Annotated in this window: 11 protein-coding genes and 1 tRNA gene; 9 read left to right on the top strand and 3 right to left on the bottom strand. The window is 70.3% G+C overall.

Features of this window, described 5'->3' with window-relative positions; translation table 11 throughout:
• Positions 1–122 precede the first annotated feature (122 nt).
• Positions 123–2,642 (top strand): HAD-IC family P-type ATPase, encoded by a 2,520-nt coding sequence (locus tag ACJMNC_RS08255; RefSeq protein WP_408947464.1) that lies wholly within the window; start codon positions 123–125, stop codon positions 2,640–2,642.
• Between the two features lie 59 nt (positions 2,643–2,701).
• Positions 2,702–2,947, top strand: coding sequence for an antitoxin (locus tag ACJMNC_RS08250; protein WP_408947463.1), 246 nt, complete (start codon positions 2,702–2,704; stop codon positions 2,945–2,947).
• Positions 2,948–3,380: 433 nt separating this feature from the next.
• On the opposite strand, the gene ACJMNC_RS08245 is transcribed toward ACJMNC_RS08250, so the two are convergent.
• Positions 3,381–3,983 carry a DNA-3-methyladenine glycosylase gene (locus ACJMNC_RS08245; RefSeq protein ID WP_408947462.1) on the bottom strand — a complete coding sequence of 201 codons (603 nt, stop codon included), beginning with the start codon at positions 3,981–3,983 and terminating at the stop codon, positions 3,381–3,383.
• 80 nt (positions 3,984–4,063) lie between these two features.
• Between ACJMNC_RS08245 and ACJMNC_RS08240 the strand changes: the two genes are divergently transcribed.
• From ACJMNC_RS08240 to cobF, 4 genes are all read left to right on the top strand, one after another.
• Positions 4,064–4,498 carry an SRPBCC family protein gene (locus ACJMNC_RS08240; RefSeq protein WP_408947461.1) on the top strand — a complete coding sequence of 145 codons (435 nt, stop codon included), beginning with the start codon at positions 4,064–4,066 and terminating at the stop codon, positions 4,496–4,498.
• 83 nt (positions 4,499–4,581) lie between these two features.
• Positions 4,582–4,654 (top strand) — tRNA-Arg (locus ACJMNC_RS08235).
• 259 nt (positions 4,655–4,913) lie between these two features.
• Positions 4,914–5,744, top strand: coding sequence for an SDR family oxidoreductase (locus ACJMNC_RS08230; protein ID WP_408947460.1), 831 nt, complete (start codon positions 4,914–4,916; stop codon positions 5,742–5,744).
• 17 nt (positions 5,745–5,761) lie between these two features.
• Positions 5,762–6,547 carry a precorrin-6A synthase (deacetylating) gene (gene cobF, locus ACJMNC_RS08225; protein ID WP_408947592.1) on the top strand — a complete coding sequence of 262 codons (786 nt, stop codon included), beginning with the start codon at positions 5,762–5,764 and terminating at the stop codon, positions 6,545–6,547.
• 24 nt (positions 6,548–6,571) lie between these two features.
• Here cobF and ACJMNC_RS08220 read toward each other — a convergent pair whose 3' ends face one another.
• A complete protein-coding gene (locus ACJMNC_RS08220) occupies positions 6,572–7,321 on the bottom strand; it encodes a 3'(2'),5'-bisphosphate nucleotidase CysQ (protein WP_408947459.1) in 750 nt (249 codons plus the stop codon).
• A 26-nt stretch (positions 7,322–7,347) separates the two neighbouring features.
• Between ACJMNC_RS08220 and ACJMNC_RS08215 the strand changes: the two genes are divergently transcribed.
• Complete coding sequence (locus ACJMNC_RS08215; RefSeq protein ID WP_408947458.1) at positions 7,348–8,259, top strand: DNA-formamidopyrimidine glycosylase family protein; 912 nt, start codon at positions 7,348–7,350, stop codon at positions 8,257–8,259.
• A gap of 45 nt (positions 8,260–8,304) precedes the next feature.
• Here the strand turns inward: ACJMNC_RS08215 and ACJMNC_RS08210 are convergent, their stop codons facing one another.
• A complete protein-coding gene (locus tag ACJMNC_RS08210) occupies positions 8,305–9,531 on the bottom strand; it encodes a DUF4185 domain-containing protein (RefSeq protein ID WP_408947457.1) in 1,227 nt (408 codons plus the stop codon).
• A 120-nt stretch (positions 9,532–9,651) separates the two neighbouring features.
• On the opposite strand from ACJMNC_RS08210, the gene ACJMNC_RS08205 reads away from it, so the two are divergent.
• The gene (locus tag ACJMNC_RS08205; protein ID WP_408947456.1) at positions 9,652–10,392 is read left to right on the top strand and encodes an SDR family oxidoreductase; all 741 of its coding nucleotides are present in this window, start codon (positions 9,652–9,654) and stop codon (positions 10,390–10,392) included.
• A 94-nt stretch (positions 10,393–10,486) separates the two neighbouring features.
• Positions 10,487–12,172 carry a glucose-6-phosphate isomerase gene (pgi, locus tag ACJMNC_RS08200; RefSeq protein ID WP_408947455.1) on the top strand — a complete coding sequence of 562 codons (1,686 nt, stop codon included), beginning with the start codon at positions 10,487–10,489 and terminating at the stop codon, positions 12,170–12,172.
• Positions 12,173–12,254 lie beyond the last annotated feature (82 nt).

Here is a 12,254-nt window from a genome sequence, read left to right as displayed (position 1 = left end):
CCTCGGGGGTGGCGGGTTTCGTCGGGTTCGAGCTGTCGGGTTCCAGCTTAGGTGCTGCGGTAGATTCGAACGCCAGAGACCGTTCTCCGAGCACCGTCACCAGGAAAGAGCACCTCCAGCGCATGAGCACCCCCGTCAGTGCCCGCAATGCCGGGCTCACCTCGCAGGAAGTGGCCGACCGGGTCGCGGCCGGGGACGTCAACACCCAGCCCGGCAAGACCGGCCGCAGCGTGGGGCAGATCGTCTGGGCCAACATCTTCACCCCGATCAACGGCATCCTCGGTGTGCTGTTCGCGATCGTCGCCTACACCGGCTCGCTGATCAACGGCCTGTTCGGTCTGCTGATCGTGGCCAACAGCGGTATCGGCATGATCCAGGAGATCCGAGCCAAGAGGACCCTCGACCGGCTCTCGATCGTCGGCCAGGCCATGCCGACGGTGCGCCGCGACGGCGAGAGCAGGCTGATCCCGCCGGATCAGGTGGTGCTCGGCGACATCATCGAACTCGCCCCGGGCGAGCAGATCGTCGTCGACGGCGAGACGGTGGAGGCCGAAGCGCTCGACGTGGACGAGTCGCTGCTCACCGGCGAGGCCGACGCGGTGGACAAGTCGCCCGGCGACGAGATCATGTCCGGCAGCTTCGTGGTGTCCGGTTCCGGGGCGTACCGGGCCACCAAGGTCGGCGCCGACGCGTACGCCGCCAAGATCGCGGCCGAAGCCTCCCAGTTCACCCTGGTCTCCTCCGAGCTGCGCAGCGGCATCAACAAGATCCTCGCCGTGATCACCGTCATCCTGATCCCGGCGGGCGCCCTGACCATCTACAACCAGCTGGTGATCAGCCGGCAGGATCTCGACGACGCCCTGCTCGGCATGGTGGCGGCGCTGGTGCCGATGGTGCCCGAGGGTCTGGTGCTGATGACCTCGATCGCCTTCGCGGTCGGCGTGATCCGGCTCGGTCAGCGCCAGTGCCTGGTCAACGAGCTGCCCGCCATCGAGGGGCTGGCCCGGGTGGACGTGGTGTGCACCGACAAGACCGGCACCCTCACCGAGAACGGCATGCGCCTGTCCGAGCTGAAGGTGGTCGACGAGTCGCTCAGCCGGGAGACGCTCGAGGAGGTGCTCGCGGCCGTCGCCGCCTCCGACAAGCATCCCAACGCCTCCATCCAGGCGATCGCCGAGGCCTATCCGAGCGCCCCGGACTGGCACACCAGCGCGGTGCTGCCGTTCGCCTCGGCCAACAAGTTCAGCGGTGTCTCGTTCGCGGGCGCCGACGGCGCCGCACACGGCAACTGGCTGGTCGGTGCGCCGGACGTGCTGCTGGATCCGGAGTCGGAGACCGCGAGCCTGGCCTCGGATCTGGGGTCGACGGGTCTGCGCGTGCTGCTGATCGGTTCCACCGACGTTCCCGTCGACACCGAGCCGACCGGGGAGAGCGCGGTGCCCGGCACGCTGGTGCCCGCCGGTCTGATCGTCCTCGAGCAGCGGGTGCGGCCCGACGCCAAGGACACCCTCGACTACTTCGCCGACCAGAACGTCGAGGTCAAGGTGATCTCCGGGGACAACGCCCGGTCGGTGGGGGCCGTCGCCGAATCCCTGGGACTGGGCACCGCGGATACCGCGGTGGATGCGCGCACACTCTCCGAGGAGCCCGGTGAGCTGGCCGATCAGGTGGAGGACGGGGTCACCTTCGGCCGGGTCCGCCCGGATCAGAAGCGGGCGATGGTGCGGGCGCTGCAGTCGGAGGAGCACACCGTCGCGATGACCGGTGACGGCGTCAACGACGTGCTCGCCCTCAAGGACGCCGACATCGGGGTGGCGATGGGCTCGGGCTCGTCGGCGGCCCGGTCGGTGGCGCAGATCGTGCTGCTGGACAACAAGTTCGCCACGCTGCCGTACGTGGTGGGCGAGGGCCGGCGGGTGATCGGCAACATCGAGCGCGTCTCCAACCTGTTCCTCACCAAGACCGTGTACGCGGTTCTGCTGGCTTTGGGAGTGGGGATCGCGGGGCTGATCGCGCACTGGACCGATCACAGCCCGATCAGCTACCCGTTCCAGCCGATCCACGTGACGATCTCCGCCTGGTTCACCATCGGCGTGCCGGCGTTCATCCTGTCGCTGGCGCCCAACAACGAGCGGGCCAAGACCGGGTTCGTGCGACGGGTGCTCACCCAGGCGGTGCCCAACGGTCTGATCGTGGGTACGGCCACCTTCGTCTGCTATCTGCTGGTCAATCCGGGCGGCGGCGCCTACGGCGGGGTCGGGCAGGAAGTGGACTTCTCCGACGGTCAGACCCAGGCCGCCACGGCCACCCTGATGACGATGATCGCCATCGCCTGGTGGGTGCTGGTGGTGGTGGCCCGGCCGCTGAACTGGTGGAAGGTGATCCTGGTGTCGGTAGCCGCGCTGGCCTACGTCGGGATCTTCACCCTGCCGCTCACCCAGGACCTGTTCAAGCTGGATTCGTCCAACGGCTCGATGATGGCCACCGGCGCGGTCTGCGCCGCAGTGGGCATCGTGTGCGTGGAGGTCTCCTCCCGGATCCTCAAGGCACGGCTCGAACGCCGGGCGGCCGCGCAGCGCGCCGAACGCGAGGCCCGCGAGGAGGCCGAACGCGCCGAGCGGGCGACGATGCCGGCAACCTGACCCCGGTCCGGAAGGCCGTCGCCCGTGTGCCGGCCGGCATCGGGCAGTACGATCGCCGCATGGATCTCAACGGACTGGTGAACAAGGCCAAAGACGCGCTCAAGAAGAACCCGAACCTGATCGAGAAGGGCGGCGACGCGGTCGACAAGGCGACCGGCGGCAAGTTCGCAGGTCAGGTGGACAAGGCGCAGGAGGCGGCCCGCAAGGCAATCGGTGCCGAGAACAAGCCCGCCGAGAACAAGCAGGCCGAGAACCAGGCTCCTGAGAACAAGCCCGCCGAACCGAAGCCCGACGACCAGCAGTAACCCCCAGACCGGCCACACTCCGCCCTCTGTCGGCGGCCGAGTCCGTGTCGCACGCCCTCCGTTTGGTGGCCGAGTGCGTGGCGAGGCGCTAGCCGAGTCGCGTGTATCGAGGCCCCGCGGCACTACCCATCGTCGCCGGTGGCCGGGGCGCGCCTGTCTGTAGTGGCCAGTCTGTGTCGCGCGCCTTCTGTTGGTGGCCGAGTGCGCCTGTCTGTAGTGGCCGAGTCCGGTTCGCGCGCCTTCTGTTGGTGGCCGAGTGCGGGGCGAGGCGCTAGCCGAGTCGCGTGTATCGAGGCCCCGCCGCACCGTTCATCGTCGCCGGTGGCCGGGGCGCGTCTGTCTGTAGTGGCCAGTCTGTGTGGCGCGCCTTCTGTTGGTGGCCGAGTGCGTGGCGAGGCGCTAGCCGAGTCGCGTGTATCGAGGCCCCGCCGCACTACCTATCGTCGCCCACCGCCGCCCGGTGCCTCCGGTACGCGGACACCGACGGCTCGCCCGGCACCCAGAACCGCCACGGCCGGTCGGCGGCGAGCCGCACCCCCACGCGCGGACCGACGCCGACACCCGCCGGCGGCCCGCCACCCGCACGCGATCCCGCCAGGTGCACCCCGCGCGGATCGGTCAGCTCGGTGGCCAGGTCGGCCATCGTGATGCCCAGTGCCCGCGCCAGATTCCCCGGTCCGCGTCCCAGCAGATGGTCGGCGACGTCGCCGCGCCGCGCCCGCGCCTGTGCGTGACCGGCGACGATGCGGCCCGCCCGCAGCAGTACCGCCGCGCCCTCGCCCTCCGGGCTGGTCACCACGTTCGCGCAGTGGTGGCCGTGGATCCGGTACACGTACAGCCGGTCCGGCGGCCCGTACATCATCGTCGACCGCGGGGTGCGCGTGTACGCGTGCGACGCCGGATCGTCGGGCCCGTTGTAGGCCTCCACCTCGGTGATCAGGGCGGCGACCCCGTCGTGGCCGACGATCACGGTGTGCAGCAGATCCCGGGCACGCCGGCAGACGAGCGGTTCGGGGCTGATTCCGGCGGCTTCCATGACGGCCCCGACGTTACGCCCGGGCCGGACCGCGAGGCGGTCCGGGAGCGCCGCGCCCGGATGTTCTACGCTCGGTGACCATGGCGAAGACCAGCGACACCATTGCGATTGCCCTGTCTCCGGAGGATGCCTTCGCGGCGGTCTCCGACCTGGCCCGGTTCGACGACTGGCTCGAACTGCACGACGGCTGGCGCGGCGAGGTGCCGACCGAGCTGGCGGTGGGCACCACGGCCACCTCGGTGGTCAGCGTCAAGGGCGCGCGGGTGCGCTTCGACTGGACCATCGATAAGTTCGACCGCCCCACGCGGGTGCTGTTCTCCGGCCACGGCAAGGGCGGGGTGAAGGCCAAGATCGACCTGACGGTGAAGCCGTCGGGCGACGGCTCCGAGGTGACCTTCCTGATCGACCTGGGCGGACTGCCGCTGATCGGACCGGCCGGCAAGGCCGCCGCGAAGGCCGTGCACGGCGACATCCACCGCTCCCTGATCCGCTTCACCAAGGCCTTCGGCGCCTGACCGCCGGTGGGGTGGCCGTCGACCGGCCCGCCCTGTCGTAGACTCTTTTCACGCGGTAGCGGTCCCCGCCGCAGCACCGTCACGCTCTCGTAGCTCAGGGGATAGAGCACCGCTCTCCTAAAGCGGGTGTCGCAGGTTCGAATCCTGCCGGGAGCACAGTGTCATTCTGCCGACCACCGGTCGGTGTGCTCCCTCTGTGTACCTCGGGTCGGTGTGCTCCCTCTGTGTACCTCGGGTCGGTGTGCTCCCTCCATGGTTCGCTGCGTCATTTCGGGTTCGCTGCCTGAGCTGAGGCCGCGAACCCGAGATGACGCAGCGGGATGGGGCGAACGGTGCGCCGGGGACGGGGCGGTCGGAGTTCGCGCGCCGCCGCAGGGCTGGGGCGGCGGTCACCGCGTCCACTAGGCTGTGTGCCATGACGCATCCGCTCTCCACCGGCCGGACCGTGCTGGTCACCGGAGCCAGCTCCGGCATCGGCGCCGAAGTCGCCCGGCAGTTCGCGGCCGCCGGCCACACCGTCTACGGCACCACCCGCAATCCCGACACCGTCGCCGAGCCCATCCCCGGCGTGCAGTACGTGCGCCTGGACAACGCCGACTACGCCAGCGCCCAGGCCTGCGCCGAACAGGTGGGCGACGTGGACATCCTGATCAACAACGCGGGCGAATCGCACGCCGGCGCCTTCGAGGACACCCCGATGGACGAGGGCATCGAGCACATGTTCGCGGTCAACGTCTTCGGCCCGCTGGCCCTGACCAAGGCGGTCCTGCCGCGGATGCGCGAGCGCCGCACCGGCACCGTGGTGATGGTCGGCTCCATGCTCTCGAGCTTCCCGGTGGCGTTCCGGTCCACCTACTCGGCCACCAAGTCGGCGCTCAAGGCCTACGCCTTCGCGCTGCGGCGCGAGGTGGAACCCTATGGGGTGCGGGTGATCTCGGTGGAACCGGGCACCATCGCCACCGGCATCGGGGGCCGCCGGCTGGTGCACATCGGCGAGGACTCCCCGTACCGCGAGGAGTACGAGACGGTGGCCGCGGCCACCCGCCGCAACGAGGAGAAGGGCGTCACAGCCGAGGCGATGGCCGAACAGATCGTCAGTGCGGCGCTCGCCGACAAGCCCAAGCCGTTCTATGCGCGCGGCAACAACGCCCCGCTGGTCTTCCTGCTCAGCCGGATCGCCCCGCGCCAGTGGGTGCTGGATCTGACCGCCCGCAAGCACGGTCTCGGCAGGGTCCGCCGCCGATGAGCGATCGCCCCGCGGACCTGTCGATCACGGTGCGGGTCATCGGGATCGGCCCGGGAGGCCCCGGCCAGCTGACCCTCGACGCCGTCGACGCGATCGGCGCAACCGACGTCTTTCTCCTGCTGGACAAGGGATCCCGGGTCGCCGAACTGAACACGCTGCGCGAGGAACTGGTGGCACGCTACGGTCGCGACGGCCACCGGGTGGTGCGGGTGCCCGACCCGCCGCGCGACCGCGACCCGGTCGACTACGGCGCCGAGGTCCGCCGCTGGCACCGTGCGCGGGGCGACGCCCTGGAGGCTCTGCTGCGCACGGAACTCTCGGACGGTCAGTCCGCGGCCTTTCTGGTGTGGGGCGATCCCTCGCTGTACGACTCCACGCTGCGCATCGTCGACGAGCTCCGAGACCGCGACGGACTGTCCCTGGACGTCTCGGTGATCCCCGGCGTGACCAGCGCCGCGGCGCTCACCGCCGCCTTCGGGATCACCGCCCAGGGAATCGGGCAGGCCGTCCACATCACCACCGGCCGCCGGCTCGCGCAGACCCCGGCCGGCGCCGACGCCAACCAGATCGTCATGCTCGACTCGCATCTGGCGTTCACCGAGACCGCCGCGGACGACGATCACGTCTACTGGGGCGCCTTCCTCGGCACCGAGCACCAGCTGCTGATCAGCGGCCGGGTGGGGGAGGTGGCCGAGTCGATCGCGCAGGCCCGACGGCGCGGCCGTGAGGAACACGGCTGGATCATGGACATCTACCTGCTGCGCCGGGCCTCCGGCCGGCAGCCGGGCGGCGACGGGGCCTGACCCGTCGTCAGCGTGCGGCGGCGGTCACCACGCCGAGGCCAGCACGTCGAGCACGTCGTCGGCGATCTCGCTGCGGCAGATGACGAAGTCCGGCATGTAGGGCTGCGGATTGTTGTAGACGATCTCGCGACCGTCCAGCCGGCTGCAGTGCAGGCCGGCGGACAGCGCCACCCCCACCGGGGCGCAGTTGTCCCACTCGAACTGCCCGCCGGAGTGCACATAGGCGTCGACGTCGCCGCGCACCACCGCCATCGCCTTGGCGCCGGCCGAACCGATGTGCGCCGGCCGCAGCTGCAGCTTCTCGGCCACCGCGAGCGAGGGGAAGCTGTGCCCGTATCGGGACACCGCGATCCGCCCGCTCAGCTCGCCGGTCACCGGGGTCACCTCGTCGGACCGGAACAGCTGTCCCATCGCGGGCAGCGACACCGCCGCCACCTCCGGCCGGCCGTCCACGGTCAACGCCACATGCACGGCCCAATGCGGTGTGCCCATGCTGAATTCGCTGGTGCCGTCGAGCGGGTCGATGATCCACACCCGCTCGGCGGTGCTCCGATCGCCCACGTCGTCGGCCTCCTCCGAGAGCACCGCATCGCGGGGCCGCTGACGCGCCAGCACCCGCCCGATCCAGGCCTGCGCCATCGCATCGCCGAGCGCCCCGAGCTGCCGCGGATCGAGCAGCTCACCCTCGCCGACGCCGAGCAGGATCCGTCCCGCCCCTTCGGCGATCAGAGCGGCGAGATCGGCATCGGGAATCCGGTAGTCGTTGGGCTGCACGCCTCTACTAGAGCACACTGGAAACCGTGCCGGAGCTTCCCGAGGTGGCCGCCTTGGCCGACTTCCTGGACGGACGGATCGCCGCCCTGCCGATCCGTCGTGTCGACCTGGCCTCGCTGTCGGTGCTCAAGACGGCGCAGCCGCCGTACACGGCACTCACCGGGCGCACCGTGACCACGGTGACCCGGATCGGCAAGTACCTGGTGATCACCACCGTGCCCGGGCCGGAGCCGCCGCCCGACGCCCCGCCCGAGCTGTCCCTGGTGCTGCACCTGTCCCGGGCCGGCTGGATCCAGTGGCGCGACGCGCTGCCGCTCGCCCCGCCCCGGCCCGGCGGAAAGGGGCCGGTGGCGCTGCGCGTGCACTGCGGTATCCCGGCCGCCGGATCCGGCTCGGGGGAGGGCTTCGATGTGACCGAGGCCGGCACCCGCAAACGCCTGGCGGCATGGGTGGTGACCGATCCACAGCAGATCGAGCAGATCGCCGCTCTCGGCCCGGACGCGCTCGCCGTCGACGAGGAGAGCTTCCGCGCGATCCTCGCCGGCCACAACTCGCGGCTGAAGACACTGCTCACCGATCAGCGACTGCTCGCCGGCATCGGCAACGCCTACTCCGACGAGATCCTGCACACCGCCGGGCTGAGTCCGTTCGCGCTCGGGCCGGCCCTGTCCGACGACGACGCCGCGAGCCTGTACGCGGCCATGCGCACCGTGCTCACTGCGGCCCTCGCCCGGCTCGACGGGGTGGGTGCGGCGGGCCTCAAGAGCGAGAAGCGCACCGGGCTGGCCGTGCACGGGCGGGCGGGTCTGCCGTGCCCGGTGTGCGGGGACACCGTCCGCGAGGTGGTCTATGCGGAGAAGTCCTTCCAGTACTGTCCCACCTGCCAGACCGGCGGCGCCGTACTGGCCGACCGGCGGATGTCGCGCCTGCTCAAATAGCCGCGACGGACCGGGCCCGGACAGGGCCGATCCGCAGGGCGGCGGTCACCAGTGCGGCTTGAGCCGGGTCCGCATCAGCAGCACGTTGTAGTCCTTCCAGCGGCTGCCGTTGTAGTACAGCTCCGGGCCGGCGCCGGTGAGCGCCGGAGAGTTCGGCAGCATCATCGGCCCGTAGATCTCCGCGGTGCCCGCTGGCACGATCGACCGCGGCCGGCTCCACGGGCCCTGCGGACGGGAGGCGGTGCGCAGCACCACGCCACGGATGGTGTGCAGCATGACGTACTTGCGCAGGTACGGGCTGTAGGCCACCGACATCTCCGAGCCCGGCGGCCGGACCACCGGCGCATTGGGCATGGCATTGAGGTCACGGGTCCAGCCCCGGCCGGTCCAGTACTCGTACTTGTCGAGGTTCAGGATGTCGCCGGGGCGGAAGCGCGACAGGTAGGTGGCGCCCTGGCGGCCGCTGGGCGTGCCGTACTGGAAGATCCAGCCGGCATCGGCGCCCACTCCGCGCACATACGCGTTCTGCTGGAAGCGGGAGTTGTTGGCCACCACGGTGGGCTGGTTCTCGCCGATCGGTACGGTGACGCCGGCGTTCACCCGGAAGGTGCTGGGCACCGTCCGCCAGCTGCGGCCGTTGTCACCGGAGACGGCGATCCCCGAGTAGTTGGTGTCCCAGTGTCCGGGAGCACCCCAGTACCGCACCGACATGACGTTCATGTACTGCTTGCCGCCGATGGAGATGCCGGAGGTGGGGACGATGGTCTGTTCCAGGCCGTGGAAGCGCAGGGCGCCGATCTTCTCGCCGGCGAAGCCGCTGCCGTCCAGGCGCAGGCCGTCGGCCGGGTTCCGGTCGGAGGAGCGCAGCACCGTGTTGCTGCGCCACTGGCCGCCGGCCCGGCAGTTGCCGAAGGTGTCGCCGAAGGCCAGCAGGGTCTGGCCGCGGCCGTTGTCCCAGGCCACGCCCAGGTCGGTGCCGGAGATGCCGAACCGGGTGTACGTCTTGTTGAGGCTGCGCGGGCCGGTCACCCAGGACATCACCTTGGAGGTGCCGTTGTCGAAGGCCGGTGCCGCCTTCTGCGGTCCCATCGGGCTGCCGTGCTGACCGAGGAAGCTCAGGTCCAGGGAGCCGAAGCTGGAGTTGTTGCCCACGTTGCCGCAGGGGGATGCCGCCGCCGTTCCGGTCAGCCCGGCACCCAGCGGGACCAGGGTCGCGGTCAGCGCTGCGGTGAGGCCGCAGGCGAGACGGGACAAGGCGTGGCGCTCTTTCACTGTGGCTCCTGTGATTCAGGTCATGTGGTGAGACGATAAGCATTCGGTGCGGTGTCTTGTCAACGATTCGCGCTCACACCCATCACCGCACCGCGGCGGCCGACGGTAGATTCGGCACCTATGACACGCGAGAAGATCCTCATCACCGGTGCCAGCTCGGGTCTGGGCGAAGGCATGGCCCGGCAGTTCGCGGCCCGCGGCCGCTCGCTGGCGCTGGCCGCCCGACGGCTCGACCGGCTCGAAACCCTCGCCGGGGAACTGTCCGGCCAGGCCAAGCAGGTCGCGGTGGCCTCGCTCGACGTCACCGACACCGAGGCCGTGCCGGTGGTCTTCGACAGCCTGGCCGGCGAACTCGGCGGCCTGGACCGGGTGATCGTCAACGCCGGTCTGGGCAAGGGCGCCAAGATCGGCACCGGCAAGGCCCACGCGAACATCGAGACCGTCCAGACCAACCTGATCGGCGCGCTGGCCCAGGCCGAGGCCGCACTGAAGATCTTCCGTGAACAGAACCACGGTCACCTGGTGCTGATCAGCTCGATGAGCGCGGTGCGCGGACTGCCCAAGGCGCAGTGCGCCTACTCGGCGTCCAAGGCCGGGGTCTCGGCGCTCGGCCAGGGACTGCAGGCCGAGTTCGCCGGCAGCCCCATCACGATCAGTGTGATCCTGCCCGGCTACATCGAGACCGACATCAACCGCGGCGTGAAGACCTCGATGATGTCCGACACCGACAGCGGCGTGCGGGCCATGGTCGCCGCCATCGAGGCGGAGAAGCGCCGTGCCGCCGTTCCCGCCTGGCCGTGGGCGCCGCTGTCCGTCGCGCTGAAGCTCCTCCCGGATGCGATCAGCGCCAAGCTGGTCTGAGCCGCGCCGGGGCCGCCGGACCCGACGCAGTGGCATGGGTCACCACCGCTCCGGAGCCGGTGCACCGGTACCCGAACGCTAATAGGCTGGCTGTATGGACCGCGCCGATTGGCAGCACGAGAACAGCGACGAGCACGACATCACGTCGACGGTGTCCTGGCACGCGCTCGCCGCGCATCAGCAGCATCTGTTCGCCCATCAGCTGCGGGAACTGTTCGCCGCCGATCCCGACCGCGGCCGCACCATGGTCGTCGACGCGGCCGACCTGCACATCGACTACTCCAAGAACCTCGTCGACGCGCAGACCCTGGAACTGCTCGCCAGCCTGGCCCGCGAGGCCGGGGTGGAGGAGCGCCGCGATGCGATGCTGCGCGGAGACCACCTGAACACCTCGGAGGACCGGGCCGCCCTGCACACGGCGTTGCGGCTGCCGCCGACGGCGTCGCTGACGGTGGACGGTCAGGACGTGGTGGCCGACGTGCACGCGGTGCTGCGCGCGATGGGCGAGTTCGCCGGCCGTGTCCGCGACGGACAGTGGACCGGGCACACCGGCAAGCCGATCACCGACGTGGTCAACATCGGCATCGGCGGCTCGGACCTGGGGCCGGCGATGGTCTACGAGGCTCTCCGGCACTACCGCCACCCGCGGCTGCGCTGCCACTTCGTCTCCAACGTCGACCCCGCCGACCTGGTGGGCACGCTGGCCGGACTCGATCCGGAGACCACGCTGTTCATCGTCGCCTCCAAGACCTTCACCACCCTCGAGACGCTCACCAACGCCCGGGCGGCGCGCAGCTGGCTGCTCGACCGGCTCGGCGGGGACGACGACGCCGTGGCCAAGCACTTCGTGGCGGTCAGCACCAACGCCGACGAGGTGAGCGCCTTCGGCATCGACACCGACAACATGTTCGGCTTCTGGAACTGGGTCGGTGGACGGTACTCGGTGGACTCGGCGATCGGGCTGTCGGTGATGATCGCGGTGGGCCGGGAGGCCTTCGCCGACTTCCTCGACGGCTTCCACCGGCTCGACGAGCACTTCGCCACCGCGCCGCTCGAACGCAATGCACCGATGCTGCTCGCCCTGATCGGCCTCTGGTACTCCAACTTCTGGGACGCGCAGTCCCAGGCGGTGCTGCCGTACTCCGACGACCTGCGCCGCTTCCCGGCCTATCTGCAGCAACTGGTGATGGAGTCCAACGGCAAATCGGTCACCGCCGGAGGCCGCCACGTCACCACCCCCACCTCCCCGGTGGTGTGGGGCGAGCCCGGCACCAACGGTCAGCACGCCTTCTATCAGCTCCTGCACCAGGGCACCTGGCTGATCCCGGCGGACTTCATCGGCTTCGCCGAGCCGACCGACGATCTGCCCACCGCCGACGGCGGCTCCATGCACGACCTGCTGATGAGCAATCTGATCGCACAGACGCAGGTGCTGGCCTTCGGTAAGACCGCCGACGATCTGACCGCCGAAGGCGTGGACCCGCAGCTGGTGCCGCACAAGGTGATGCCCGGCAACCGGCCCAGCACCACCATCCTGGCGCCCCGGCTCACCCCGTCGGTCCTGGGACAGCTGATCGCGCTCTACGAGCACCAGGTCTTCGTCAAGGCGATGGTCTGGGGCATCAACCCGTTCGACCAGTGGGGTGTGGAACTGGGCAAGAAGGTGTCGGTGGCGCTGACCCCCGACCTGGTCGACGAGGCCTCGCCGGCCCCGCTGCCAGATTCGTCGACCGATGAGCTGGTCCGCTGGTACCGGGAGCGCCGCGGCCGTACCCGCTGACCGGGGTCACACCCGTCCGTGGCGACGGCCGGGACCGTCGTGCCCGAGCCTGCCCACACTGGGGCCAGTCGCCCATGCCGGC

Origin of the sequence: Gordonia sp. VNK21 (assembly GCF_046098115.1) — a bacterium.
Lineage (GTDB): Bacteria > Actinomycetota > Actinomycetes > Mycobacteriales > Mycobacteriaceae > Gordonia.
This window is presented reverse-complemented; position numbering and strand designations above follow the sequence as displayed.